The sequence below is a fragment of the Microcystis aeruginosa LEGE 91341 genome, assembly GCF_015206885.1.
Lineage (GTDB): Bacteria > Cyanobacteriota > Cyanobacteriia > Cyanobacteriales > Microcystaceae > Microcystis > Microcystis aeruginosa_H.
Genome location: NZ_JADEXY010000058.1, coordinates 1 through 26,754 on the forward strand (window position 1 = coordinate 1; position 26,754 = coordinate 26,754).

A 26,754-nucleotide genomic window follows, 5' to 3' on the forward strand; every position below is an offset into this window, starting at 1 on the left:
CCACTACCCCATCTCCCCACTACCCCACTACCCCATCACCCCACTTCCCAATTCATAATTCATAATTCATAATTCCTATGACCGATACTCTAAACGACTATAAAAACCTAATTAGCGAACTGATTAACCTTTATAAAAACCGCGTCGATTTCCTGACAATTCGTCTGGAAGAAGCGCGGGGGACAAATATTCTACTACGTTCCGAACGAGTGGAAACCCTGAGCGAAGGTATTGCTATCGGTGGTCAGGTACGCGCTTGTTATAAAGGAGGTTGGGGATTTGCCAGCTTTAATCAATTATCCAGTTTACAGGAACGATTAGAAGATGCGATCGCTGCTGCCCGTTTAATTGGGGAAGAAGAAACCCTAATTGCTCCGGTAGAACCTGTAATTATCTCCTGTGAATTGCCTTTAACGGGAACAGATCCCCGTTTAGTACCATTAGCCGATAAAAAAGCCCTCTGCGATCGCTATAATAACCTATTGCGTCAACATCATCCCAGTATTGCCACCACTTCCGTCCGTTATAGCGATAGTAGTCAACATATTCTTTTAGCCACTTCTGACGGGACTTTAATCGAACAAAAATGGTCAGACGTAGAAATGCGTTTTTCGGCCACCGCTAGGGATGGGGACAGCGTACAAACGGGCCGGGAAACCACAGGTTCCCGAAAAGCTTTCGAGGATCTGGTCAATTTAGAAGAACAGGTGCAAGGGTCGGCTAAACGTGCAGTACAAGCCCTAGTTTTGCCCCCTGTCAAGGGCGATACCTACACCGTCGTCATCGATCCCATTTTAACCGGTCTGTTCGTCCATGAGGCTTTTGGCCACCTTTCCGAGGCAGATATGTTATACGAAAATCCCGACCTTTTGGAGGTGATGAGTATGGGCAAACGTTTTGGACCAGATAACCTGCAAATCTTTGACGGGGCCTATCCAGAAGGTCATCGGGGCAGTTATTTTTATGACGATGAGGGAACCCCTGCGACCACGACTCAGTTAATTAAAGATGGGGTTTTGGTGGGAAGACTGCATTCGCGGGAAACGGCGGGCAAATTAGGCGAAAAACCGACCGGTAACGCCCGTTGTCTCAATTATCATTATCCGCCCATTGTCCGCATGACCAACACTTGGATTGAACGGGGAACCACTGCGGTTAAAGAGTTATTTTCGGGGATAAAAACGGGAGTTTATGCCCAAAATTGGCAGGGAGGCATGACTAACGGCGAAATGTTCACTTTTAGCGCCGGGGAAGCTTGGATGATTCGCAATGGAGAAATTGCTGAACCGGTTAAAGATGTGACTCTCTCCGGTAATGTCTTTAAAACCCTAGCCAATATTGAGGCAATTGGTGATGATTTCTACTGGGATGAGTCGGGAGGCTGCGGAAAAGGGGGTCAAAGTGGTTTACCCGTCGGCTGCGGTGGCCCCAGTCTCCGCATCCGCGATGTGGTGGTGGGGGGAGAAGCAGATATTCAGTAAACAGTAAACAGTGATCAGTGATCAGTAAACAGTAATCAGTGATCAGTAAACAGTGAAAAGACAGTGGAAAACTACTATTTAATAGTAACTGATAACTAATAACTGATAACGGCTCTTCTGGTTTTTGTGTGGAAGGAAGAAGAATAGGGATAATTTGGGTGCATCTCAATTTTGTCGAAATATCTATATTACATTTGGGCGCACGCAGTTCGATAAACTCACTGACCACGGTGCGCTCCTACCATTGGCGCAATAATATTGATTATTGTAGGGGCGAATTGCCTTCGCCCTGACAGCCGAAATCTATCTCATCTTATCGTCACTGTCTTCGCTTTCTTGATCATCTTGAGTGATTTCTTCTTTAAATCCCCGTAAAGTTTTCCCCAAAGCTGCCCCAAATTCGGGTATTTTTTTCGGTCCAAATATCAGGAGAACAACCACAGCAATAATTACTATTTCTGGCCAACCTAATCCAAACATAATCTTGAAAGTAAAAAGTAAAAAAAGAGAAAGGAGTCAGAATTTAGGAGTCGGAAACTTAACGGTAATAACTGATAACTGATAACTGACTCTATGCTGCCACTTCTGCGCGTTTGTAAGCTTCGTCGAGGACTTCTGAGAGAGTTGGATGGGTGTGGATGCGGAAAGCGAGTTCATGGACAGATTTACGTTCAGCGATCGCATTGGCCGCTTCTTGAATTAAATCCGATGCGTGGATACCGATAATATGAACACCGAGTAATTCCCCCGTATCCTGACGATAAACCACTTTAGCGATGCCTTCCGTTTCTCCTTCCGCTAAAGCTTTAGAATTTCCCTTAAAATAGGTCTTGACAGCAGCCACCTTATACCCATCTTGCTGTGCCAAAACTTCTGCTTGCGGTTCCGTTAAACCCACATAACTAATTTCGGGGTGGGTAAAAGCAGCAGCGGGAATACTGCGATAATCGATGGTTTTTGGGCGATTACAGATATTTTCAATGGCTATTACCCCTTGACCCGAAGCAGCGTGAGCTAACATCATTTTACCCGTAGCATCGCCCACAGCCCAGAGATGGGGAATCGGTTCACCGTCCTGAATTACCTGCATTTTGTCATTAACGGCAATAAAACCGCGTTTATCCAGTTCTACCCCGACAAATTCCAGTCCGAGATTCTTGGTCGCGGGGATTCTTCCTGTAGCGACTAAACAAGCATCTACCTCTAAAATTTCGATCGCTTCTTTGCTTTTTGCGTCCACCAGTTCAATGGCCACAGGATTCCCCGGTTTAATACTTTTTGCCAAAACTCCCACATAAGTCTCGATGTCTCTAGGTTTAATCAGAACTCTTTCGGCGATTTTCGAGATTTCTGGGTCAAATCCTGGCATGAGACTATCTAAAGCTTCGATCATCGTCACTTCACAACCCAAAGCGGTGTATATATCCGAAAATTCCAGACCGATATAACCACTACCGATAATTGCAATCCACTTGGGTAAAGTTTCTAATCTAACGGCCTCATCGCTGGTAAAAACCGTTTTATGATCGATCTCGATCCCCGGTGGGACAAAGGGAACCGACCCCGGACAGAGCATAATATCCTTAGCGGTGTAGATTTTTTCGCCACTATCCCCGATGACGCTAACTTTTTGCGGGCCGGCGATTTTTCCCCAACCGTGGATAGTATCAACCTTGAGACGTTTAAGACTATTAGTGAGATCGCCTCTAATTTTACTGACAAGGTTGTTAGCATGATCGGCAATTGTCGGACGGTCAAAATTAACGCCACCGATAGCAATACCTAGACTTTTCAGATGGTCACTATCGGCCAATTCGCGCACTCGTCCCGAGGCTGCCAGTAAAGCTTTAGAGGGAATACAACCGCGATTGACACAGGTTCCTCCCATATCTTTGGCTTCGATAATAGCTGTTTTTAGCCCACATTTGACCGCGTGTAGGGCTGCCCCGTGGCCACCAACTCCAGCGCCGATAATAATTAAATCGTAGTCGAATTCACTCATAGTCTCTCTGACTCTCAAAGTTAGCATTATCCCATTTTACGATCCACTGCGATCAAGCTGTGCTATCCCGGTCAAAAACTGGAGCCAGTTTTTAGCCATCAGACTCTTGTGCATTGAAACTGGGTGTTGGCAATTTTAGGACAAAACGTTACTAGACCTCTGGTAAAAATCAAAAATTGTGGTTCGGGTTAAGAGTCGGTCGTCAGTAGTCAGGAAAATTTAAAATGCTCTACTCACAGATTTTACGCGATTTAATCCTTATTTTTGCGGTTTTTGAATCCTCAAAAATTAATTATGCAAGATGTTACTTAACCAAGATATGAATACTAATTCTGCATCGTATCCATAAGTTAGGCTAGTACTAGGTTAGAAAAGTTAGACCGGCTGCCAACACTTTGCCAGATGAAAAAACCATCTTTCTCCTACCATAATTTAGGCTCGAAACCAGAATCATTAATGATTTCTACCGTTTCTCCCGATGGTTTAATCACAAATAAACCCTGTTTATAGGCATAACGATCTACTCCTTCGTCTATTTCTATTCCCGCCACTGCACCATAAGCCTGATAGTTTTTATAATGGGGAAATGCTTGTTTAAATCGACTTAATTTTTCTAAAAAATCGTTGACATCATCTTTCGATAAACGAGACTTACATTCTACTAAAACTACCTCGGTTTCATCGACGGCTAAAATGTCAATCTCCATGGCTATTCCTTGCCGTTTTACCCTGGCACGACTGTAGGTTTCTTTAACATCGATACCTTTGGCACGAAATAGGCTAATAACAGCAGGTTCGACTAATTCCTCGACAAATCTTCCCCAGCGAGTGGTTAAACTATCCACCGCACGACTGGTATTAGCCACTGTTTTCTCTAGCTCGGCCAAACGGCGATCGGCTTCAGCCTTGGCTTCAGCAGCCCGGCGATCGTATTCAGCAGCCCGGCGATCGGCTTCGGCCTTAGCTTCAGCGGCCCGGCGATCGTATTCTTGGCGTGATTGTTCAAACTTTTCGTTAGTTTTCTCAAAAAGTTTATAGATATCTTCGATGGTAATCGGTTGAGACATGGTTATTTGTTTGAATCTTTCTTATTTTACTTCTTACTATAATTGTACTAGCAAAGTGCAAGTCATTTTAGGGACGGGTGTTAATTGAGCAAGTCAATAGTTATACTAAATCCGTTGAGTAAAGCACAGAAAACGGGTTTCTCGGAGAAACCCGTTTTCTACTCATGCACTCATGCAAAACGGAGAATAAATAATCAGTTTTTAATAACTGGATTTAGTATGAGGACGATATAGCGGGGACGGGAACCACAGTTTCTTCGTTGATCATGGTTTCTAATTGTTCAGCCTGGGATTTGGCTCAATAAATTGATCATTGTAAATAATTATTACAAATACTTGACTTAAGATATTTCTATGGTGACAGAAACACAGATCAAAGAAAAAGCGCTAGAGTTAGGTTTCCATGGGGTCGGTATTGCCTCTGTGGACAGCCAAGACTCGGAGGTATCCCATCTAAAAAGCTGGTTAGAGCGGGGTTATCAAGCTGATATGGATTGGATGACTAACCCGAAACGACAGGATATCAAAACTCTTTGGCCGGAAGTGCGATCGCTAATTTGTCTCGCCCTTAACTACTACACCCCCCAGCAACATAGTCAAGAACAAAACCATGGCAAAATTTCCCGTTATGCTTGGGGAAGGGATTATCACAAAGTATTAAGTAAAAAATTAAAAGCCCTCAGTCAATGGTTAGAAAGTCAGGGGGAGCAAATTCAAACCCGTTACTATGTGGATACTGGACCAGTACAGGATAAAGTTTGGGCGCAAAGAGCAGGGATCGGCTGGATTGCCAAGAATGGTAACTTAATTACCCGTAATTACGGCAGTTGGGTATTTTTAGGGGAAATATTAACTAATTTACCTTTAGAACCCGATCGACCCCATAGCACCCATTGTGGCACCTGTAGCCGTTGTTTAAGCGCCTGTCCCACCCAAGCAATAGTTAGTCCCTATGTGGTGGATGCTAATCGCTGTATTGCTTACCATACTATCGAAAATCGTGCTGTAACTTTGCCTACAGAAATTGCCAAGAATTTACAAGGTTGGGTAGCTGGCTGCGATATCTGTCAAGATGTCTGTCCTTGGAATCAACGTTTTGCCCAAGTTACCGACGTGGAGGATTTTCAACCTCGTCCCGAAAACCTCTCGCCAAGATTGGAGGAATTAGCTAATCTAACTATAGAGGAGTGGGATCGTCGTTTCATCTCATCAGCCCTGCGTCGAATTAAACCCCAGCAGTGGCGACGTAATGCCCAAGCTAATTTAGCTCATTCCCCTCACCCCGCACAAGATGACAATTAAAGTAGTCCTGTTCGATTTTGATGGTACTATCGCCGATACCCACGATACTTTCGTGGAGATTGTCAATCGTTTGGCTAAAAATTTTGGTTATCAACCCGTCAACGAGGAAGATTTGGCCAGACTAAAAAACCTTAGTTCCCAAGAAATTATTAAACAATCCCAAGTTTCCCCCGTTAAAATCCCTTTTTTACTCTATCGAGTTAAACGGGAATTAAATAAACAAATTGACTGCCTGAAACCCTTCCATGGCTGGCATCCCTGCCTCCTTACTCTTAAAGAAAGAGGCTATAGATTAGGAATAATCACTTCTAATACCAAAGAAAACGTCACCATATTTCTAGCAAATAACCAACTCTTAAATTTATTTGATTTTATCTGTTCGGGAACGCCTTTATTCAGCAAACACAAAATTATCGATCGCCTGATCAGACAAAATAAATTCTGCCCCGATGAAATGATTTATGTCGGCGATGAAACCAGAGATATTACTGCTGCCCAAAAAAGTCGAGTGCAAGTGGTGGCAGTCGCTTGGGGCTTTAATTCCCCTCAAATTCTCACTCAATTTAACCCCGATCATCTCATTCATCATCCCCTAGAATTATTGGATATTTTAGATAGGGCTGGCTGAAAAAGTTTTTACTAGGAGCATGGACATTTGTACTAGAATATCCAACACTCAGTTTAAATATAGACTTTGATCGATGGGGGCAGAGAGACTCGAACTCTCACGAGCTTATAAGGCTCAACGGATTTTAAGTCCGTAGCGTCTACCATTCCGCCACGCCCCCGTTATTTAACCGACAATTTCCTATCATATCACAAATAATTTAATTAGCAAGAGTATTTTCAATAAATTATTTTAGTCCGCCAATTCGATCGCCGCAAAGGGGGAAAGACAGGGTAAAATAATCAGCAGGTGAATTGCAGTTCACCGACAGCCATTGATAAAAATCAATCCTTATGCAATCAATTCTGACGCAAGAAACCATTATCATCGCCCTGATCTACCTATCTCTCAGTGTCTTGTATTTGCTCGTCATTCCCGCCGTTATCTACTACTACCTCAATACGCGCTGGTATGTGGCATCTTCTTGGGAAAGAGGGTTTATGTACTTTCTGATGAGCTTTTTCTTCCCAGGGATGCTGTTGTTAAGTCCTTTTCTTAACTTCCGTCCCCAACGTCGTACCCTCAAAGCTTAACTTATCACCAAAAAAAACCCATGAGACGCATTGATGTCATCGGGATCGGTATAGGGATGTTTGCTATGGGCGGCATCCTCTACATTATCCTGCAAAAAACCGGTTTAGATAGTGCTTCGGCGGGAATTTGGAGTCAAGCGGTGTTGGTGGGTGGTGTCATCGGTTGGATTTTTACCTATCTGTTTCGAGTCGCCACCGATAATATGACCTACGGTAAACAGCGCAAGGATTACGAAGATGCCGTCTTTAAAAAACGTCTGGAAGCGATGACTCCCGAAGAAATCGCCCAAATGCAGCGGGAGATTGAAGAAGAAAAAACTAAATAGACGGATGAAACCCGATAAAATCATCATCGGTTGGCGAGAATGGCTCGATTTACCTGATTTAGGCATTACCAAAATAAAGGCCAAGATTGATACAGGCGCTCGCTCCTCGGCCCTACACGCTTTTGATCTGCATCCTTTTCGAGATGGCGATCGCAATTGGCTGCGCTTTCAAGTTCATCCCTACCAAAAAGATAGTCACCACACTGTCACCACCACCGCAGAAATCCTCGAATGGCGACAGGTAAAAAATTCCGGGGGTCAAAGTCAACTACGTCCCGTTATCAGAACAAGTGTATTGCTCGGCGGTCGTCAATGGGCGATCGAATTAACCTTGACTAATCGCGATGTCATGGGTTTTCGGATGTTATTAGGACGAGAGGCCCTGAAAAAAGGCTTTCTTGTCCATCCGAATCAGTCTTTTTTACTGAGTTAAGTTTCTGGAGAGTTATCAGATGTGAGTTTTTAGTCCACTGTTTACTGTTTACTGTTTACTAAAAAGGCTCCGCTGCTTCCCGATCTCCTATACCTTTTAAACAAGATTTAGTATTAGATGCCCATAATATTGATTCTCTCTCAGATTCTTTAGGAATGTCTCTCGACATTCTTAATAATTTCAGGTGTATTATTATCTATCTAAATTCTTGGAGCTTGTTGCTGTATAATTGTGATGACTGCCCCCGCTTTTTATCTGAACTATGTCTATTCCAGATTTTCAATCGATTATGTTGCCCCTATTAAAAATACTTGCAGATGGCAAAGTTTATAAATATCGAGAAATTTTTGAAGCCTTGGTCAGAGAGTTTCAAGTCACGGAAGCGGAAAGAAAAGAAATGCTTCCCAGTGGACAACAAGAAATTTTTGCTAATCGAGTCGGTTGGGCAAAAACCTATTTAAAGAAAGCGGGATTAATTGAGTCACCCCAAAGAGCAACTTTTGTAATTTCTGAGAGAGGGAAAGAAATTTTATCTCAAAATATAGACCATATCGATACAAAATTTCTCAGGCAATTTCCTGAGTTTCAAGAATTTACTAGAGTCAATAAGCAAAATGAAACTATTACTCTTGAAAGCAATTTATCAACTTCTGATCAAGAACAAAACCCCGAGGAATTACTGGAAAACTCCTATCAAGAAATTCGTCAAGCATTAGCGACAGACTTACTTTCTATTTTGCGAAAATTATCCCCAGATGCTTTTGAAAAATTAGTAGTAGAATTACTGGTAAAAATGGGTTATGGTGGCTCGATTAGAGATGCGGGTAAAGCGGTGGGTAAGAGCGGGGATCAAGGGATTGATGGAATAATAAAAGAAGATAGACTCGGTTTAGATATAATCTATATTCAAGCCAAAAGATGGGCTGATAATAATGCCGTTGGTCGTCCAGAAATCCAGAAATTTGTCGGGGCATTAGCGGGACAAGGAGCCAAAAAAGGTATTTTCATCACCACTTCCTATTTTACCCAAGATGCTTTAGAATATGCTCCTAGAAATGAGATAAAAATAGTGCTGATTGATGGGGAAGAATTAGGTCAATTGATGATTGATTATAATTTAGGTGTATCGACCCAAAAAATCTATGAAATCAAGAGAATTGATCATGATTATTTTGGGGATGAATGAGAGAGAGAGGGGAACAAGGGTTACAGAAAACGACGATGGCGTTAAAATAGATGGAAAAAATAGAGGATAAAAACTATGGACGGGATGACCTTTTTTCAGAAAAGTGCGGGACAGTGGAAATCTCAGCGCACCACCCATCATTTACCCTTTCGACGCTCAGAAACTGGCGATTCCGAGATTTATGTGGAAGCTTTAAGCGCCGATAACCCGAAAATTATCGCTATCTGTGAAATGCACGAAGTGGATCCCGCTAAGACTGTGGGGGGTGCCTTTGTCAGTTGGGATGGTTCGATGCAGTGGGACAAAGAAGACGAAAATCATCAAGGAACCACCGTTTTTGCGCTAATTCCCGACGAAGATAATCCCCAAGCTGGTGTTCTCCTGCGGGAGCGAGGTTATGCGGAAATCGTTCCCGTGGCGGGCCGTTATCACATTGATGAACAGGAAGGTTTAGTCTTAATTACAGAATACGAAACTATGACCTCGATCGAGCGTTTTTGGTTTGCCGATGCCGATTTACGTCTCCGCACTAGCACAGTTCAACGTTTTGGCGGTTTTAATACGGCCACTTTCTGTGCTGAATCCCGCAATCAGTCATCGGAGTCAGTCTCTAGTGATTTCCCCGAACCATCATCCTATTCGATTAGTGGCTGGTAAATTCAGTTATCAGTTATCAGTCATCAGTCATCAGTCATCAGTCATCAGTTTTTTCTCCCATCTCCCCGCTCCCCGCTCCGGCGCTCCCATCTCCGGCGCTCCCCTGCTCCGGCGCTCCCATCTCCCCGGATGGTAGGCAAGTTTTCTTAACAATTGTAAGAATTTTTAATATTTCTTTTCTAGTTGACACCTACTCCCTTATCATTAGGAGGAAAGTTTTTTAAGCATTTCTAAGGATACGGAGGTTTACCCTTGGCCATTCCTCTTTTAAATTACGCCCCCAAGTCCCAAAACGTGCGGGTAGCTGGTTATGATGTCGGTGGAGACGAAAAACCGAGAGTTTACACGACGGAAAATGTCCTCTCCCCTACCGACCTGGACGATTTAATCGAAGCCGCTTACCGTCAGATTTTCTTCCATGCCTTCAAATGGGATCGGGAACCCTTCCTCGAATCCCAGTTACGCAATGGACAATTATCGGTGCGGGATTTCATTCGTGGTTTACTGTTATCGAAAACCTTCTATAACAGCTTCTACGAGAAAAACAGCAACTATCGCTTTGTCGAACAGGTAGTACAAAGAGTCCTCGGTCGCGATGTCTATAGCGAAAGAGAAAAAATTGCTTGGTCGATTGTCGTTGCCACCAAAGGGATTCAAGGTTTTGTTGATCAACTTCTCAACAGTGACGAGTATCTGCAAAGCTTTGGTTATGATACCGTTCCCTACCAACGTCGTCGCACCCTGGCCAGCCGCGAAATTGGTGAACGTCCATTCAACATCACCTCGCCTCGCTACGATGGCTACTATCGTGGTATTTTGGGCTTCCCTCAAATCGTTTGGCAGAATGCTGTCCGTCGCTATGTTCCCCAAGAGCAAAAACCCAAAGCTGGCGATCCTTCCAGCTTCTTGGCTATGGCCCGGGGTCTCGGTAGCGCCAAAGGCAATCCTGTACCAAGAGTCTCCGCTATGAATATTAACATCGAGGCTTCTGTACCCCGTCGTTAATTTTTAGCTAAACCTGCCAGGGAGAGTCCCTAATTGGCAGAATGACCTGCGAACCATAATCAGGTTATTCTGTGAATTGGTGGCTCTCCCTATGGGGTTGCTCCTGAGATAATCCCCCCACCGAGGACGATTTCCCCTTCATAAATCACGGCTGCTTGGCCCGGGGTGATACTAAATTGTGGTTCATCGAAAACCAGCTTCACTTGATTATTTTCTAGGGGGATAACATTGACGGGAACAGCCGGAGAACGATAACGGACCTGTACTTGAGCGCGGATAGGGGTGGTGGGTTCAGCAATAGAAACCCAGTTCATCCGTCCGACAAGACAATCGGCACTAACGGCACTTTCGCGATTACCGACGATAACCCGATTCATGACGGGATCCAGTTTTACCACATAGAGGGGTTCGGCGGCGGCGATGCCGATGCCTTTGCGTTGTCCGATCGTATAATGATGGATGCCGCTATGTTTACCCAAAACTTTGCCATCGAGATCGACGATATCCCCCTCACTAACGGCGATATACTTATCCAAGAACGATCGCATAGTTCCGTGAGCTTCAATCAAGCACAAATCCTGACTATCGGGTTTATCTGCCGTTTTTAAGCCGAATTCCTGGGCAATTCTGCGGGTTTCTGCCTTGGTTTGTTCTCCCAAGGGAAATAAAGTCCCACGCAGTACATCTTGAGTTAGATCATAGAGAAAATAGGATTGATCTTTATTTTTATCAACGGCGCGCAGCAGTTGATAACGGTTATTTTCAGGAGAAAAACGAATTCTGGCGTAGTGACCGGTGGCAATAGTATCCGTTTCTAAGGTTTCCCTAGCATAATGGAGCATCGGGCTAAATTTTACCGCTTTATTGCACTGAGAACAGGGCAGCGGTGTGATTCCCGCTTCGTAACCGGAAACTAGATAATCAATAATTTCTTTTTGGAAAAGCTCGCGACTATCGACGATATGATGGGGAACCCCCAACTGTTCACAAATAAAGGCCGCATCTACCATTCCCTCGGAGCAGCACTGGCCTTTACCCTTCATTAACCACAGGGTCAAGCCAATAACATCATAACCTTGAGCGTGTAAGGCGGCAGCGGCGACAGAGCTATCTACTCCCCCCGATAGACCGACAACAACTTTTCCCATAAATCTTGTAATGATTTTTAACCAATATATTTTCTAGACTAGCATCTCCTACTTTAAAATTTGGACATGGTGTACCCAAATTTCGTGTGAGGACAAACCAGCATGATGAGAACAAACCTACTGTTTTTCTCGGCCTTATTTTGGTTAAAAGTCGGGATAATCGCTCAAGGAACGCTGCTGCTAAAAGCAGACTTATCTTTTGCCCAGAATGTTTATCCCGGTCGTCGTTTACCCCCACCGCCGGCGGTGAGACAACCAACTAAACGTTCAGACAGTCCCAGTGGTGCTAATTGTTCCCAATGTTCACCCTTAAATTTACCCCTCGTTAATTCTCCATCAGTTCGCCCCCCGGTGGCTGCTCCGGTTTCCGGTAATCAACCCCTGAGAGAATACGTTTTTCAAGCTCCCGCTACCGTGCGTCCTGCCGATGCTACGGTGATTAATAATAATAATCGTCAAACTGTCAATCCACCAACCCCTACACCGCAAAATCGCGCCAATAAACCCCCTTCTCCCCCACCACAGCAGCGGGTTATTGCGACTAATCAACTCTTTCGCGTTGAAGTTCAGAGTAATAGTACAGAAGCGTTGGCAAAAATTCAAGAAATTGAACCCCTCGCATTTATCCGCGCGGGAGAAAATGTTATTCAAGTGGGGTTATTTCAGCAACAATACCAAGCAAAACAACGGGTACAAGAGTTAACTAAACAGGGTTTTAGCGCTCAGATTATTACCCTCAATAATTAGGGTTTGCTGAAAAAGTCTGTTGGTGGGGTGTAGGGTGTAGGGTGTAGGGTTTTATTCCCCCCCGTTCACTCCAATGGCTGACACTTTTTGATAGCAAAAAAGTCTAAAAGTTTTATCCAACAAGGTTTTCACATTTATTCAGCAAACCCTAATTAGGCAATAATTCTCTAGGATTTCAGCTAATCTCGATCGAATCTCTTGCCTCTTGCCTATCCTAACCAAAAAGTTAATTTTACCCTATTAAGTAGTCGGACATAAATTCTGTTGTCTATCTTAAGAAATGTAAATTGCCGCAATTCTTACTGACTACTGACTACTGACTCCTGACTCCTGACTCCTTACCCCACAGTTAACTTTACTTTTGTCCAACTACTTACTTAGCACACAGAGTTAATTTTGTCAAGCAAAATTCTGACCGCATCGATCATGACATCCGGTTGATCCATCCAGACAAAATGACCACTTTTATCCGCTTGTATTTCCATAAAATCTTTGGATAACTTGCCTAATTCTAGGTGCATCTCCTCCCGGAGTTGGTTGGCACTTTTGAGGGGAATAAAGCGAGTCCAAAGGGAAGGTTTAAAAAAAGAATTAGCTTTAATACTAACTATCGGTAAATTACCGAAATTGTTAGCCTCACTTACCTGACGAGCGCTTTGGTCGAGATTAAGCATTTCTCGACTCATCGTCATCCAGTGTTTAGCGCGACAGAAAGAACGCTTAACTCGATGACGAGAATCTGGGGAAAAGCGACGCAATTCTGGTTTTAATAATTCAAAAACTCCCAGAACTCTCAGAACTCGGATAATGCCTAAAATTGATCCGATAATCGACATCAAAAATCCCGAGATGAAAAATAATTTTAATGCCTTTAATGCTGGCGACATTTTCAGCATTCCTTTCTCGTGTAAACCATCAGTGAGTACCAAACCTACTACTTTTTCTGGGAAGAGATGGGCATATAGTCGAACATTATAACTGCCAAAAGAATCACCAACTAAAATATAAGGTGGTTCTATTTGTGCTTGGGTGAGTAATTGATCTAATTCCTGAACAATTTGGTAGCTAGTCCGGGGATAGGGACTAGAATCGCTCCAACCATAACCGGCTCGATCATAAATACAAACCCTAGCTAATTGTGACAATTCTTCTAGCAAAAAATATCCCTCAATTCCCCCTAAACTATGGTCAATAATAATAGTGGGACTAGCCTCTCCCGCTAGACAAAAATGTAGGCGATATTTACCCAGATTAATCAAATTACCCAGAGGTGCTTTTTGTTCTTCTAACCAAACAGATAACGTCTGATAAACTGTCGTCGCTACTAGGATAATTACCCGAATTGATAAAGACATAACTAGACCTCTTGTAAAAATCAAAAATTCTCGTGGTTGCTGGAGCATTAAGAATGATTAAGTAGCTGGTTATAATTAAATTAAAAATGAATTTTAGGTTCGATCCCCCCTGCCTCCCTTGATAAGGGGGGTGTCTGACAACTTTTAACACCTACCTACTTAATCATCAATTAAATGGTCGATTTAGCCGTGATTAAAAGAGAGCGCCAGCATTGCAGGCAAAATATAATACAAATGAACGTTTGATCCGATGATTTTGAGCCAAGTATTTCTAGTCAATTAAGCATAAATACTTAAAACGCCCTTAAATGCGAGCTGCTACGCAGTGCCTTCGGCATCGCATGAAGCTAAGAAAAAGCGCTTAATAAGTTGTTAAATTTCGGGAACAACATTAGCAGTATGCTGAAAATTGGCGAAGACTATTAAGATCATAGACCGAGTTTAATCTTATGCTAGAGAAAATACTATACGCTGATTCCGGCGCAGGTCAAACCCAAGAAATGCTACAAGCATTGATGGATCTCCCCGCTATCCGGAAAGCGTCGATTACCATTCTCCGGGTTGTTCCCCCTCAGATTACCACCGAAGCTCTGGCCAGTAAATGGGAGGAAGGAACCCAAATGCTGACTAAAATCCTGCAAGAAGTCAAAATTGAACCCAGCAAAGTCTCCACGATTCTGCGCCAAGGAGATCCCAAAGATACCGTCTGTCAAGTTGCTGACGAAATCGGGGCCGATTTGATCCTGATGGGTTCCCGAGGACTGAAGCGACTGGAGGCAATTCTAGAAAATTCCGTCAGTCAATACGTCTTTCAACTGACTAATCACCCGATGTTATTGGTAAAAGACGATATTTACGTCAAAAAAATCAAAAAGGTGATGGTAGCTCTCGATAAGTCTAGCTCGGCTGATTTAGCTCTCGATCTGGCTATTTATCTCCTGCGAGACTATCCTTCAGCAGAGTTAATTCTGGCCCGCGTCAACCCCGACTTAAAACCAGAATTTGCCCCCACTTCCCCCAAAGAAATGGAAGAAAACCCAATTTTAGGGCCAGCAGTAGCAAAAGTGAAACGGATGAATATACCCTATCGCTGCGTGGTGACGGGGGGTAAACCGGGGGAACAACTCTGCAAACTCGTCGATGATTATAATGTGGATCTCTTACTGTTGGGGTCGCCGGATCGCCGTCCTTCCGTGGCTAAGAGTTTACCAGATCTCGATCGCCTTCTCGGTACTTCCCTCTCGGATTATGTGCGGGTTAATGTCAATTGTCCCGTCCTTTTAGCCAGAAAAGAAGGGATTTAGCCCCTATTGGGTGTAGGCAGGTAAGTCTTGACTCATTTGATTTAAGTTGCTGGCAATGGCTTTCATCGTCATAAAAGCCGAGCTAAAGGCGATTAGCTCATTTAAGGGATAACTTCGACTCTCAACCCCCAAGCTCAGTAACTGCTTCTCAAGAGATTCAATTTCTTCGATGAGCAATCCTAACTTTGGTGGGTTGAGAATTACTTGGGCAGCGATCGCAGTCTGTTGTGCGATCGCTAAAATCATCAGCCATTTTTACTTCTTTGGTGAGGACGGTGGGCAGGCGTTTGGAGCGTTTTGCCCGTAAATATGCACCGATATTTTCCAGTTCAATTTTCAGAACTTCTCGATAAAGAAAGAGGATGGCGTTGAGGGCTTGGTTTTGGGTGGCGGCGGCAACGTTTTTATCAACGGCAAGATGGGTCAAAAAGGCTCTAATTTCTTCACCCCCCATTTCACGGGGATGTTTTTTCTGATGGAAGAGCAGATAACGCTTAATCCAGTCCAGATATGTTTGTTCGGTGCGGTAGGAGTAACGCGGTAGGGCGGATCGTCTCTCGCACTACGTCTAGGAGTTTTCGGGGTGGGGGAGGGTTCATCACAGAGTAGGCTAATCGGCATAACACGCTTATCGTAATATTATACGGAAAACTTCTCGCGATCACTCCATTTGAGCGTAATATACGGAAAGATTCTTAAAAAAATGCGTATTTGGCGTGACATACGGAAAATTTCCGCATAATATATAGTTATGTTTCAATAGAGGGAGTGACCCCAGAATCTTGGAATGACTAAAGTTCTCATTGACAATGCAACTATCTCCAGTGTCCAAAGAGCGTTAGGCAAAGCTCCCTTAAAAGAGCCTGCACTTTTGGATATTGAGCATGTTGCCTTATCCAGGTTCAGTGAGGCTGTCTTGCTCAGTGACGGTGTAATTATTCCGGACAACTACAAGGCTGAGCTGACTGCAAGTAGGAAAGCCCTAATTAGCGACGACCTTTTTCATTTTCAAGAGTTGAAAGGAAATGAGGACGCTGAAATTGTTGAGATTTGTAATTCCCTACTAGGAATCTGGCGGGAAGCATTCCATGCAGGCTCTGAGCGTTCTCTCTTTTCTGAATATTTCTCGCAAGTCAAGGCGTTTAGCAACTTTATCTGGGAACATGCAAGTTCAGAATTCTTTCTAGTTTTTCGTGCTCATGGAATTAATAAGGAAAACCCGTTAATTGAAGCAGTTTTAGCTAGTCCTGCAAATGAAGGACTAGGTTCAGAATTACAGATAATAGGTACTGACGGTAATGTAGTTGCATGGGATAAGCTTTCAAGACCTGTGCAACGGATGCTTTCTGTGATGGGGTGGTTGGGGCATCAATACATTTGGTATCAAATTTTCTCAGCTCAATATGATTGCTCTTATTTACCTCACCCACTGAGGGACTTCTTTGCCTATGATTTTCTAAATCGTGTCGATAAAGGGGCTCGAAGTAAGTCTGCTTTTGCCAGTGCTTTTGCTGATGAAATAGGCAAATTCCAAGGCAGGTTAAAAAATTCTCTTGAAGCACTTGGACAATTGGAGTCAGCAATCAATATAAACCTTCCTGGATTCCTTCCACTTCTGATTTGTGAGAGTTCTAGTGGAAATGATTTTCTTCCAGTACTGCATCAAATGAGGCAAGAGCCTGAAGTAACTGAATTGAGGGAGATGTTAAAAGACATTCAGCAGTCGATTGAGAAGGGCGATTATAAACCTTTAGCGAAAATGAAAAGAGAAATTGAGGCTATTGGTAAAAATATTCTTATTGAAAAGGGATTAGAGGATCGTTTTCTTAAAATTACTCCACCTACTACCATGCTTGGAATCAAAGTTGAAGGTGATGACTCATCAATTAAGCTTCGTATTCCTTCAGCTCTATACAAGCAGTATTTTGTTGGCAGAAGATATCGATCTTTTGTAAAACGAGTAATGGAAGAACTGGCAGTTCCTGCCCAATATGGCGACCTCAAAACAAAGTTAAATAGTTATGCCTGGATTGAAGAGGATAAATTCTCTAAATTCTATCTAAAACAAGATAGGTTCCCATCTAAGTTTCATAAGCCCTTTACCACAGCCAGTTTAGAGCCTTCTCAAGTGGAGAAACATAACAACCCTGGTGCAGCGGATTGACCGAAGCCGCTTGAGTCAGATGCAAAGGTATCGGCAACCGCTGACCAGAACCGTTAGATTGAGAAAAATCGTCTTCAAGTGCGATCGCCTCGCCCGTAGGTTGGGTTGACGCAAGGAAACCCAACATCAATCAACTCATAACAGTGCGATCGCCGATCTTGTAGGGTGCGTTAATGAAATGTAACGGTGCGATCTACGTCATTCTACTATAGTAAAAGGATTTTATTGCTATGCTAGAGATTAAGTGTCAGCAGTTATCATAGATAGGCGGTTCATATCGTGGACATTGTAATTGAGTCAACGAGCGGATTTGAAAAGGATCTTGACCAACTGGGCAAAGACGACAAAGCTATAACAGTCAAAAAAATCAATGATTGTGCCAGTCTATTCCCAACTCAAAAAAAGCACGTTTATCGTAAGCTTCATCGCTTCCCTCTGTTATCAGGACTAAATGGATATGAATCTTCTCTGTACACGTTGAAGGTTTCGCAAAAGCTAAGGGTGATTTTAGCGATCGACGAAGATCCTATTTTTGGACAAGTTATATTTACCCTTTTTCGAGTAGTGAAGTGTGATGACCTTGCCAAAACATATCAAAGCATTGCAAAGTCTCTGTACCAAGAAATATCCCATCATCATGATCGAGAAATAGCTCAACTCTCATAATTTTTTTATGGTACAAACTCCGCCGATTCAAAAATGAAACGCATCAGGTACAATCAGCTAATACCGCTGCCCCGGACTGGAGCGACTACAATAGAAGGGTAACCCTAGCTTCACGAGTATATGGTTTCATCAAAATTAATCTCGACATTAAGAGAACTGAGCCGCTCAGACAAGTTTTACATTATGCAGTTTCTGATCTCTGAGCTAGCCCAGCAGGAAACCGAGCTAATTAAGCCTGAACAAGCTTATCCAGTATGGTCTCCCTATGGCGCGGATGAGGCTGCGGATACAATGTTAAAAGCGCTACAGGCTACCAAAGCTCAAAACCATGCCTAACACCGAGCGGTATCCATTTCTTGCTGGCGATGCCACTTTAGGTGAAGCTAGTTTTCGCCCCTACTTGCCATTCACCCTGGTTCATCAACAGGTTTCTATTGCAGCATCCGGACTGCTGGACACTGGTGCAAGTGTTAATGTGCTGCCGTATTCAACAGGGGTCGAGCTTGGGTACAATTGGGAACGACAAACAACAGCACTGAGTTTGACAGGAAATTTGGCTCAGTACGAGGCGCGTGTCGTGCTTGCCCAAGCCGTCGTTGGGCAGTTTGAGCCTATTCAACTGGTTTTTGCTTGGACACAGGCTACAAATGTTCCGCTCATTCTGGGGCAGGTGAATTTTTTTATGGAGTTCGATGTTTGTTTCTACCGTTCACAGCTAGAGTTTGCAGTTAGCCCTAAAGTTAGCCCTAAAGCTCTTTTGGAGTAGGTTGTTGATGTTCTTGCCAGCCACCTAACACTGCGTGGCAGCGGACGAAAGCTGCTGGTGCTGAGTTAGAGGTTATCTGCCGCCGCTGCACTTCACCGTTAGACAGCCGCAAAAACTTATTGAACAGACATAGGAGAGAAACTCATGAGTTCAAGCTGAGCAACAAGAACCACATCATGTCCAGCATCAATTAGAAATCTCGCAGTGATTGCGTAAACGTCTTGATCGAGAAGAAATTTTATTATTAAGCCGACACGATTTTAATGTCTTCAGCCGCTACTAAAGCGATAGCATATTGCAGACAAGCACGAATGTCTTCAATTTGTAAATCAGGGTAATAATCCCGAATAATTATACTGAAAGAGAGTCCCTCATTTAGCAACTCAAGAACACTCTGCACAGTGATGCGCGTCCCTTCTATGCAGGGCTTCCCAAAATGAATTTGAGGGTTAACAGAAATTTTATACATTGTTGTCACCTAGTCGTAAGATGCCCTTATTTTAGATCACATTGCACAAAAACAGCCGTATAACAAGTCGCTGCACCGGAACGCCGTCACTTGGTTGAGTGCGATGCCGAAGGCACTGCGTAGCAGCACGCCGATCTTGTAGGGTGCGTTAATCAAATGTAACGGTGCGATTCGTTTCTAGGGGAATAAATAGCCTAGAGTAGCCTGTAGGTTGAACTTCGGCCGTGAGCTTTTGCCGAACGGTTGACGCAAGGAAACCCAACCATATCAAGTTTGCTGTGAGGTTCCGCTGTTGCTACAATTTGATCCCACATCCATAATTCTATCAAGCTAAAATGGAGTGCTATCTAGAAGGAACTTATGATGAAATACAAAATTGTCCTTTATCGTTCTGAAGAAGGAATTACTGTTGGCGTTCCTGCACTCCCCGGTTGTTGGTCCGAGGGAGATACTGAGGAAGAGGCATTAACCAATATCCAAGATGCAATTCGTGAGCATCTTGCAGCCTTAGAAGAACGCTTGCAAGATGGGGAAATTCGTGAAATTGAAATGCAGGTGTAACTATGCCTAGAATTCCTGGCGTAAATCACCTAGATGCAGTACGAGCCTTGGAGAAGGTAGGCTTTCGGATCATTCGCCAAGGCAAACATATCATCTTGACATCCTCGCCGCCGTAAAACGGACGGCGATTCCCAAACCTCACGATTTGGGTTTCTGCTTCTTTCCCGAAGGATTTTTCGCACCTGCCTTAACAGATTTACTCTGTTCTGGTCTTATGGTCGCTCTACAGACTGACACCGCAAGCCCTGCGGCCAAAATATTTTTACTGGCGTTAATATCTCGGTCATGGTGAGTCCCACAGTCTGGACAGTCCCATTCTCGAACATTTAACGGCATTTTCTCAGCAATATACCCGCAATTACTACACCTTTTAGAGCTAGGAAACCATCTATCTATTTCGATGTAGTTTCTCCCATACCAACGGCATTTATAGGCTAATTGTCGAGTGATTTTTCCCCAACTAACGTCAGATATTGCCTGAGATAATTTCGGGTTTTTGACCATATTCTTGATGGCTAAATTCTCAACTACAATCGTTTGGTTTTCACGAACTAATTGAGTGGTTAGCTTGTGTAAATGGTCTTTTCTACTATCGGTGATTTGAGCGTGAATTCTGGCTACTTTGATTTTTGCCTTTTCTCGATTCTTTGAGTCTTTCTGTTTTCTAGACAGATTTTTTTGCGCCTTTCGCAGTCTCCGATAATGTTTCTTAAAATGCTTAGGATTAGATACCTTGTCTCCATCGCTGGTAATCACAAGGCTACTAATTCCTAAGTCAATTCCGATGGCTTTATCTGTTACTGGTAGAGGCTTAATCGTTGGGTCATCAAATCTAATTGAAATATGCCAACGTCCTGAGGGATGTAATCTGACTGTTACTGTGCTTGGTTCACAGCTTTCTGGTATTTGTCTTGACCATCGAATAGGTAAAGGTTCTGTGCATTTGGCTAAATAGATTTGTTTGTCTTTAAATTTAAAGGCTGATTTGGTAAATTCGGCACTTCCTCCCTGATGTTTTTTCTTAAAGTTAGGATACTTAGTACGACCAGCAAAGAAATTAGTGAAAGCTGTTTGTAGGTGTCTTAACCCTTGTTGTAAAGGTACACAGCTAACTTCGTTTAAAAAGTCTAATTCTTCTTGTTTTTTCCAATCGGTCAACATTGAAGAAGTTTGAGCGTAGCCTACTCTTTCTTGCTTTTCGTACCAAGCTTGTGTTCGTTCGTGGAGAGCTTTGTTGTAAACTAATCTTACACAGCCCAATGTGCGCCGCAATAGCGACTCTTGTGTTGGTGTGGGGTAAAATCGGAACGAGTAGGCTTTTTCCATGTCTCACATTCTAGCATATATTTTGTAAACGATGCTCATATTTAACAGTAAAGCCGTCGTAGAACGACGGGGTTTCAGACCCAAATTTTCGATGAGTGATGGGGTGCGTCAAGTTGCTCTTCCAAGGCACAATCCAATTAAGGCATTTACAATGGGTGGAATTGTTCAAGATGCTGGTTTGACAGTCGCAGAATTTCGTAAACTATTATGAGTGCGATGCCGAAGGCACTGCGTAGCAGCACGCCGATCTTGTAGGGTGCGTTACGGCGAATTATTAATTTTAGTTTTTTGACTAAATTGATAGCCGCCTAACGCACCCTACACTCTGAATATACGGCCCTGAGAGCAGAAATCCTTCAGGCTGATAATATTTGCCTATTACCTATTGGGTGTAGGCAGGTAAGTCTTGACTCATTTGATTTAAGTTGCTGGCAATGGCTTTCATCGTCATAAAAGCCGAGCTAAACGCGATTAGTTCATTTAAGGGATAACTTCGACTCTCAACCCGCAAGCTCAGTAATTGCTTCTCAAGAGATTCAATTTCTTCGATGAGCAATCCTAACTTTGGTGGGTTGAGAATTACCTGGGCAGCGATCGCCTCAGCAATTTCATCAAAAGCGATCGCAGTTTGTTGTGCGATCGCTTGTAATTCACGTAAAAACTTTTGTCGTATCGGTTCAGGAAGCGGTTGCTGTAGCACATCTTGTAAAGCATCCAGTTGAGCCCAGAGTTTTTGTTCGTAGCCGATAGAAAAATTCCAAAAATTTTGGTGTTTGGTTGCTAAAACTGTGGAAATTTGTTCGAGACTGGCAATCTTAACCGAGGCTGGATGTTGGGCGATCGCCACTGTGATTGCCTGCTTCAGTTGGGCGATATCTGAGGGTGGTATCGTATCCTGAAAATAGCCTGACAGCAGTTTTTGATATAGCTGTCCCATTTTCTTAAAAGTCACAGAAAAATCTGTTTCCAGTTGGTTTGTAGCCGATTTTGTCATAAATACAGTGGTCAGCAACACCCCCAGAAACGCGCCTACGGGAACTGAAATTAGTGCAGCCCAAATTCCTTGCTCGAAAAAAGGAAAAATATCCTTCCCGATGGCATCGGCTGCTACAATCGCACCGATGCGAGCGATCGGCGTAAACCCCAGCCAAGCACAACTGAAGTAGGCGAAAAAATAAGCCAGACTGCTACTAAAAGGATTATAACCAAAGGACTTGACCAACAGGTAAATACAGAGAATCGTCAAACTCAAGGAAACAGTGGCCGCCCAACCGATTGCGATCGCTCGACCCCGTGTCGGTTGAATGACAGTGACCACTGCACCTACTATCACAATATCTGCCACTTTTTCGTAAGCAGAAGGATAGGGAAACTCGATGTGACGAATAATAGCCAGTAACAAACCAATAACCAGGCCAAGACTGACAATTTCTCTCAGGCGTTTTAGGGGTATAGGGGCCCATTTAGGAAAGGTAATCAGTTGTCTTCGCCTGAAAGTTGCAGCTACTTTGGTTTTATCGATTATCCTGCCTCCTAATCCCTCGCATTGTTGGATAAATCGAGATACAAGTTGAATAAATTGATAAAACTGTAGTGATTCTTGAACATCATACCGATCAATCTCTCCACTTGTTCGGAGATTATCAAGTTTACCCCCAATATTCGCTAAATCTTCTTCTAATTCTCTGAGGTAAGGGGTAGCTAAGATTTTTTTGGCGTTACTTAGATCCCTCAAGCTATCAAAGCTGTCGGTAAGATGAGTCGCCAATTGGTGAAATTCATCCCTGAACTGATGCACTAAATTTTGTTCATGCTTTTCGCCTTTAAAAGCCATCAGATCAGCTAATTGTCGAGTCAATTGGTTCTGAATTGCCAAGATTTCACTCCAATTTTCTGCCACCAATATCTCACTACCGAATTCATGGGTTGCTTTTGTGAGCGTTGAAAGGCTAGTTTGTGTTGATTTTTTAATCTGATTGAGTAAATTAAGCTCGTTCTGCTCAATAGAAAGAGGATAATCCCGCTCGTCGCCATCAGTTTTTAGGTAGCGATCGAGGATTTTTTGGAACAAGTGCGGTATATCTTGAAGGATTCCCATCAAGTTCCGGTTGAGATCGGATCGAGTATTCTGGGGCCAAAATAGTAAGGCCACAGCAATTCCCACAGCGATTCCGATCCAGTTATCGATGAGGCGCGATCGCAAATAGAGCCAGATATTTTGTTGTGCTGATGTTCCTACCACTCTCATGGCAATTAAAGCGCCCAGTAGTGTGGCTTGGGAATAAGCGGCTTGCCATCGGTAAGTTTCACAGATCAGGGCGGCTAAAATGTAGGTGAGAGAGGGAATGACAAAAAAACTTGAGCCTTGGATTCCGTAGGCGTTCACCAGGATAGCGGCAATGATTCCCCCCAAAGCACTTCCCCCCAAACGCCCCAAGCCTGCGGCGATCGCACCTCCCATCGATGGCTCAATCAGTACAGATACATACCCAAAGACAGGATAGACAAAGTTGTCTAATACATTTCCTCGGTGCCAAAAGAAACTCGTTAAGAGAGCAGCACCCAGGGAAAATTTCAATCCCTGTCTGATCATTAGCCCGTTTTTACTGTCCAAGGTATCTCTATATCCTTTTTCGACTTACTCATTGTTACCCATTAATCGCTCGCTCAATCCCATATAAAATCAGTGCCAAAAACGTCACCAACCAAAACCAAAGCTGAGGAGGCTCACTATGGATCAAGATGACTAAGACAAAGGCTGCGGCGATAATCCACCACTTAAACCACCAAGTCCACCATTGAGAACGTCTTTTCGGATTTTCCATATTAGGTTTAACCGTTTATTCTAGTCGTTGTTTCTTTCAGCTATTTACGATGCCGAAGGCACTGCGTAGCAGATCAATCGCATTTTGTGGTTAACGGTCGTACACCCCTGTAACCCAGCGAAAAGCAGGGGTTATATAACTCACTAAAGAACGCTCTTCTACCACAGCATGGACATCTGCGGTGGTCCCGTTGGTAATTCTTTGGGGCGCTCCCTTAGCTTGAGTCCAGTAAAAACCACTCGGTGTATTGCGATCAACCTTCAGCGCTAAAGTGGCTTTGATAACACTTGCATTGACGGGTATAGGCTTATCGCGATCGTCTTCATCCCTACCCAGAAACAGCTTGCTGGCGAGTTCATTACTTCCCACTATATTTGCCAGTTCTGCCACAGTTACCGGCTGCTGATCGACGGAAACGACCTTAGCGACGATACCCCCATAGCGTTCGCGATCATAGAGATCGGGAACGACTTCTACTTCCTGGCCCGGTTCTAATCGTTTGGCATCACCACTCTTAAACAAAGCTACCACGTTGGTCTTAGCCTTTAGATTAGAGACTTCTAACGTACCGATGCGCCCCCCCGGAGCCAGAACTTCCCCCGGATTAACAGATAAGTCTAAAATCTGGCCGTTGTACAGACTCACTACATTTTTGTTGGCTTGAATGGTGGTTTTTAACGTATTAATCTCTCGTTGCTGGTCAGCGATCGCATTGTAACGAAGAATATCACTGGCTGTATCTTGCAGGTCTATTTGCCGTTTTTCTGTGTTTAGTATATTATTCTGGGCCGTCAATGCGTTCATCTGCGCTCGCAGGCTTTCATCAACCCCCTTAAGGCGATCGAGTTCTATTTGGACGCGATTGATACTATTAGAAGCCTCTAGATTATTGAACTGAAATAAATAGGAGGGAAAATCTAGCTTGGCTACGGCTCCTTCTTCGATAAGTTTATCGTAGGCGGCTAGTCTTTCATCCGTTGAGTTCTGGAAATTTTTAAGGTATCGAGCATGGGAGAGGTAAGCCTCTCGCTGTTTTTGATTACTGGCTAATTGAACTTGAAGTGCTTTAATCTGAAGCTGATTGGCCTTTTGCTGGCGCTCTATTGAGGCTGCATTCAATTGACGACGACTGACTTCAATAGAGTCAACTCTTTTATCCTGCTGCTTGAGATCTGCTAGTCTATCCTTCTTATCCTTTAATTCTGTTTCTAATTCAGGAAACTCTAAAGTTGCCAGTAATTGCCCTTTTTTGACAGAATCTCCGGGTTGAATTAGGAGGGTTAACACCCGCCCACCTTGACGGGGTTCGATATTAACAATAGAACGAGGAATCAAAATAACCGCTCGTCCTTGAATAGGAGTTGGAATCTTGCCAACTATCGCCCAATAACTCAGTCCTCCGAGCAAAAGACCCACCGGCATTAAGCGGAGGATTATCTCCCCTAATCTTCCTGTTGGCTCCGAATATTTAAACGTTTTTTCTGAATCAATTTTAGGATCAATTCCCGTTTTTATTTGCTTATTATCCTGATGTTCTATCCTAGCCTGGGTTGTTTTCTTCGCACCCATATCTGGCTGCTGATGATTCTGATCAGACATAGATTCGGCTTGATTTTTTGCCATTGTAATGAATAAAAATCACTTAATTTGTAACATGATAAACATTCAGAGAATATTACTTTAGACTAGAAAAATCCCCTGAAAAAATCGCTCAAGCTATTTTTGACATAAGATAACTAGGCTACCTCGAAAGATTTACCGAAGGCTCAAACCTTTAAAATTTCCTGTAAGAAACCTAATAAAGTAGTACACTTGATGCGACCTAAAACAACCTAATAGGGATCAAGTGTTTGAGTCCAACACTCCGACCCGAGAGATAATCTATCGAAGGAGTTTACACCATTCCAGCTTTTAACTTACATAAGGCGTATAGTTCCATTGTAACCGTTCAGGGGGGGGATGTCAAGCCGCCAGTGGCATTGACTCCGTGGAAGAACTCTCCTGGGGTAGCAGAGAGAGCCACGGATACTACTCTCTCACAGTAGCGGCTCTTTTCTAAGTCTTTTTAGATTACCAGATTTTGTCCCCCCCTGAACGGTTATACTAAATCCAGTTATTAAAAACTGATTATTTATTCTCCGTTTTGCCTTTTGCATGAGTAGAAAACGGGTTTCTCCGAGAAACCCGTTTTCTGTGCGTTACTCAACGGATTTAGTATTACTTCAAGGGAGAAAAAGCGATCGGGCTATAATAGAGAAAATTTTATTTTAACTTGAGAAAATTCATTATGACAGCTACTATTGAAGACATTCGGGAAATACTAAAGGAATTAGCTCAATCCCAACAAGAGTTATCCCAATCCCAACAAGAGTTATCCCAAGCTCAAAAAGAGTTATCCGAAGCTCAAAAAGAGTTATCCCAAGCTCAAAAAGAAACGGATCAACAAATCAAGGAAACGGATAAACAAATTAACAGAGTTAGTCAGCAGATTGGGGAGTTAGGCAATCGTTTAGGAGAGTTTGTTGAGTGGCAAGTACGTCCTGCGGTGGTGCGTCTGTTTCAGGAGCGGGGTATTGATGTGCATGAGCAGAAACGTTGAATCCTGTAATAAAACTTTACATTGACAAGCATAATACTCCTATAACATCAAATTTTAAGTTGAATAGACAATCCTCCGGAACCAGTGTACATAGCTAATATGTTGACACATGAAACTCTGTAAATAGCGCAGTTTGTCTAATAAGCTTTTCCCAAATCCTTCTTC

Annotated in this window: 28 protein-coding genes, 1 tRNA gene and 2 pseudogenes; 17 read left to right on the forward strand and 14 right to left on the reverse strand. The window is 43.3% G+C overall.

Annotated elements, in window-relative coordinates; translation table 11 throughout:
* The first annotated feature begins 77 nt into the window (after positions 1-77).
* Positions 78-1,481 carry a TldD/PmbA family protein gene (locus tag IQ234_RS10605; protein WP_193957069.1) on the forward strand — a complete coding sequence of 468 codons (1,404 nt, stop codon included), beginning with the start codon at positions 78-80 and terminating at the stop codon, positions 1,479-1,481.
* A gap of 303 nt (positions 1,482-1,784) precedes the next feature.
* Here IQ234_RS10605 and tatA read toward each other — a convergent pair whose 3' ends face one another.
* The 3 genes from tatA to IQ234_RS10620 form a co-directional block, all read right to left on the reverse strand.
* Entirely contained in the window at positions 1,785-1,961 is a 177-nt protein-coding gene (tatA, locus tag IQ234_RS10610) for a twin-arginine translocase TatA/TatE family subunit (RefSeq protein ID WP_193957070.1), read from the reverse strand.
* Between the two features lie 91 nt (positions 1,962-2,052).
* Positions 2,053-3,483: a dihydrolipoyl dehydrogenase gene (lpdA, locus tag IQ234_RS10615; protein ID WP_193957071.1), complete on the reverse strand. Its 1,431-nt coding sequence runs from the start codon at positions 3,481-3,483 to the stop codon at positions 2,053-2,055.
* Between the two features lie 422 nt (positions 3,484-3,905).
* Entirely contained in the window at positions 3,906-4,550 is a 645-nt protein-coding gene (locus IQ234_RS10620) for a DUF3782 domain-containing protein (protein WP_193957072.1), read from the reverse strand.
* Positions 4,551-4,904: 354 nt separating this feature from the next.
* Here IQ234_RS10620 and queG point away from each other — a divergent pair, with 354 nt between their 5' ends.
* Entirely contained in the window at positions 4,905-5,852 is a 948-nt protein-coding gene (gene queG, locus IQ234_RS10625) for a tRNA epoxyqueuosine(34) reductase QueG (RefSeq protein ID WP_193957073.1), read from the forward strand.
* Complete coding sequence (locus tag IQ234_RS10630) at positions 5,842-6,480, forward strand: HAD-IA family hydrolase (RefSeq protein WP_193957074.1); 639 nt, start codon at positions 5,842-5,844, stop codon at positions 6,478-6,480. Before queG ends, IQ234_RS10630 begins: the two co-directional genes overlap by 11 nt.
* A gap of 74 nt (positions 6,481-6,554) precedes the next feature.
* Here the strand turns inward: IQ234_RS10630 and IQ234_RS10635 are convergent.
* Positions 6,555-6,640, reverse strand: a tRNA-Leu gene (locus tag IQ234_RS10635).
* A gap of 172 nt (positions 6,641-6,812) precedes the next feature.
* On the opposite strand from IQ234_RS10635, the gene ndhL reads away from it, so the two are divergent.
* The 6 genes from ndhL to IQ234_RS10665 all read left to right on the forward strand — a co-directional run bounded on the left by ndhL (position 6,813) and on the right by IQ234_RS10665 (position 10,659).
* Positions 6,813-7,052: an NAD(P)H-quinone oxidoreductase subunit L gene (gene ndhL, locus IQ234_RS10640; RefSeq protein WP_002732218.1), complete on the forward strand. Its 240-nt coding sequence runs from the start codon at positions 6,813-6,815 to the stop codon at positions 7,050-7,052.
* Positions 7,053-7,072: 20 nt separating this feature from the next.
* Positions 7,073-7,378 carry a DUF3007 family protein gene (locus IQ234_RS10645; protein ID WP_002763321.1) on the forward strand — a complete coding sequence of 102 codons (306 nt, stop codon included), beginning with the start codon at positions 7,073-7,075 and terminating at the stop codon, positions 7,376-7,378.
* Positions 7,379-7,382: 4 nt separating this feature from the next.
* Complete coding sequence (locus IQ234_RS10650; RefSeq protein WP_104398203.1) at positions 7,383-7,811, forward strand: ATP-dependent zinc protease; 429 nt, start codon at positions 7,383-7,385, stop codon at positions 7,809-7,811.
* Positions 7,812-8,073: 262 nt separating this feature from the next.
* On the forward strand, positions 8,074-8,997 hold the full coding sequence (locus tag IQ234_RS10655; protein ID WP_193957075.1) for a restriction endonuclease: 924 nt from the start codon (positions 8,074-8,076) through the stop codon (positions 8,995-8,997).
* Between the two features lie 75 nt (positions 8,998-9,072).
* Positions 9,073-9,654 (forward strand): phycobiliprotein lyase, encoded by a 582-nt coding sequence (locus IQ234_RS10660; protein WP_193957076.1) that lies wholly within the window; start codon positions 9,073-9,075, stop codon positions 9,652-9,654.
* A 252-nt stretch (positions 9,655-9,906) separates the two neighbouring features.
* Entirely contained in the window at positions 9,907-10,659 is a 753-nt protein-coding gene (locus IQ234_RS10665) for a phycobilisome rod-core linker polypeptide (RefSeq protein ID WP_002803412.1), read from the forward strand.
* An 89-nt stretch (positions 10,660-10,748) separates the two neighbouring features.
* On the opposite strand, the gene mnmA is transcribed toward IQ234_RS10665, so the two are convergent.
* The gene (gene mnmA / locus IQ234_RS10670; RefSeq protein ID WP_193957077.1) at positions 10,749-11,807 is read right to left on the reverse strand and encodes a tRNA 2-thiouridine(34) synthase MnmA; all 1,059 of its coding nucleotides are present in this window, start codon (positions 11,805-11,807) and stop codon (positions 10,749-10,751) included.
* Positions 11,808-11,909: 102 nt separating this feature from the next.
* On the opposite strand from mnmA, the gene IQ234_RS10675 reads away from it, so the two are divergent.
* A complete protein-coding gene (locus IQ234_RS10675; RefSeq protein ID WP_193957078.1) occupies positions 11,910-12,554 on the forward strand; it encodes a hypothetical protein in 645 nt (214 codons plus the stop codon).
* A 377-nt stretch (positions 12,555-12,931) separates the two neighbouring features.
* On the opposite strand, the gene IQ234_RS10680 is transcribed toward IQ234_RS10675, so the two are convergent.
* A complete protein-coding gene (locus IQ234_RS10680; RefSeq protein ID WP_193957079.1) occupies positions 12,932-13,909 on the reverse strand; it encodes an alpha/beta fold hydrolase in 978 nt (325 codons plus the stop codon).
* A 449-nt stretch (positions 13,910-14,358) separates the two neighbouring features.
* On the opposite strand from IQ234_RS10680, the gene IQ234_RS10685 reads away from it, so the two are divergent.
* Complete coding sequence (locus tag IQ234_RS10685; protein ID WP_193957080.1) at positions 14,359-15,213, forward strand: universal stress protein; 855 nt, start codon at positions 14,359-14,361, stop codon at positions 15,211-15,213.
* Positions 15,214-15,370: 157 nt separating this feature from the next.
* Here the strand turns inward: IQ234_RS10685 and IQ234_RS10695 are convergent, their stop codons facing one another.
* Both IQ234_RS10695 and IQ234_RS10700 read right to left on the reverse strand, forming a co-directional pair.
* Positions 15,371-15,721 carry a site-specific integrase gene (locus tag IQ234_RS10695; protein ID WP_193957086.1) on the reverse strand — a complete coding sequence of 117 codons (351 nt, stop codon included), beginning with the start codon at positions 15,719-15,721 and terminating at the stop codon, positions 15,371-15,373.
* Positions 15,637-15,834, reverse strand: a complete 198-nt coding sequence (locus tag IQ234_RS10700; protein ID WP_193957081.1) for a hypothetical protein — start codon at positions 15,832-15,834, stop codon at positions 15,637-15,639. The genes IQ234_RS10695 and IQ234_RS10700 overlap by 85 nt, the downstream gene beginning before the upstream one ends.
* Positions 15,835-16,000: 166 nt before the next feature.
* On the opposite strand from IQ234_RS10700, the gene IQ234_RS10705 reads away from it, so the two are divergent.
* From IQ234_RS10705 to IQ234_RS10720, 4 genes are all read left to right on the forward strand, one after another.
* Positions 16,001-17,377, forward strand: a complete 1,377-nt coding sequence (locus IQ234_RS10705) for a hypothetical protein (RefSeq protein ID WP_193957082.1) — start codon at positions 16,001-16,003, stop codon at positions 17,375-17,377.
* Between the two features lie 279 nt (positions 17,378-17,656).
* A complete protein-coding gene (locus IQ234_RS10710) occupies positions 17,657-18,043 on the forward strand; it encodes a hypothetical protein (protein WP_185241021.1) in 387 nt (128 codons plus the stop codon).
* A gap of 120 nt (positions 18,044-18,163) precedes the next feature.
* The gene (locus tag IQ234_RS10715) at positions 18,164-18,379 is read left to right on the forward strand and encodes a hypothetical protein (protein WP_002770046.1); all 216 of its coding nucleotides are present in this window, start codon (positions 18,164-18,166) and stop codon (positions 18,377-18,379) included.
* Positions 18,372-18,809, forward strand: coding sequence for an aspartyl protease family protein (locus tag IQ234_RS10720; RefSeq protein WP_002749639.1), 438 nt, complete (start codon positions 18,372-18,374; stop codon positions 18,807-18,809). Before IQ234_RS10715 ends, IQ234_RS10720 begins: the two co-directional genes overlap by 8 nt.
* A 244-nt stretch (positions 18,810-19,053) precedes the next feature.
* On the opposite strand, the gene IQ234_RS10725 is transcribed toward IQ234_RS10720, so the two are convergent.
* Positions 19,054-19,278: a DUF433 domain-containing protein gene (locus IQ234_RS10725; RefSeq protein WP_193957083.1), complete on the reverse strand. Its 225-nt coding sequence runs from the start codon at positions 19,276-19,278 to the stop codon at positions 19,054-19,056.
* Between the two features lie 363 nt (positions 19,279-19,641).
* Between IQ234_RS10725 and IQ234_RS10730 the strand changes: the two genes are divergently transcribed.
* Positions 19,642-19,839, forward strand: a complete 198-nt coding sequence (locus IQ234_RS10730) for a type II toxin-antitoxin system HicB family antitoxin (protein ID WP_043995943.1) — start codon at positions 19,642-19,644, stop codon at positions 19,837-19,839.
* A 138-nt stretch (positions 19,840-19,977) separates the two neighbouring features.
* Here the strand turns inward: IQ234_RS10730 and IQ234_RS10735 are convergent, their stop codons facing one another.
* From IQ234_RS10735 to IQ234_RS10750, 4 genes are all read right to left on the reverse strand, one after another.
* Positions 19,978-21,165: an RNA-guided endonuclease InsQ/TnpB family protein gene (locus tag IQ234_RS10735; protein WP_193957084.1), complete on the reverse strand. Its 1,188-nt coding sequence runs from the start codon at positions 21,163-21,165 to the stop codon at positions 19,978-19,980.
* Between the two features lie 382 nt (positions 21,166-21,547).
* A complete protein-coding gene (locus tag IQ234_RS10740; RefSeq protein WP_193957087.1) occupies positions 21,548-23,758 on the reverse strand; it encodes an FUSC family protein in 2,211 nt (736 codons plus the stop codon).
* Between the two features lie 55 nt (positions 23,759-23,813).
* Positions 23,814-23,990, reverse strand: a complete 177-nt coding sequence (locus IQ234_RS10745) for a hypothetical protein (protein WP_002735384.1) — start codon at positions 23,988-23,990, stop codon at positions 23,814-23,816.
* A gap of 90 nt (positions 23,991-24,080) precedes the next feature.
* Positions 24,081-25,613, reverse strand: a complete 1,533-nt coding sequence (locus IQ234_RS10750) for an NHLP bacteriocin system secretion protein (protein ID WP_193957085.1) — start codon at positions 25,611-25,613, stop codon at positions 24,081-24,083.
* A gap of 664 nt (positions 25,614-26,277) precedes the next feature.
* Here IQ234_RS10750 and IQ234_RS10755 point away from each other — a divergent pair.
* Positions 26,278-26,577, forward strand: a pseudogene (locus IQ234_RS10755) (DUF3782 domain-containing protein); the annotation flags it as partial.
* 66 nt (positions 26,578-26,643) lie between these two features.
* Here IQ234_RS10755 and IQ234_RS21140 read toward each other — a convergent pair.
* Positions 26,644-26,754, reverse strand: a pseudogene (locus tag IQ234_RS21140) (IS4 family transposase); the annotation flags it as partial.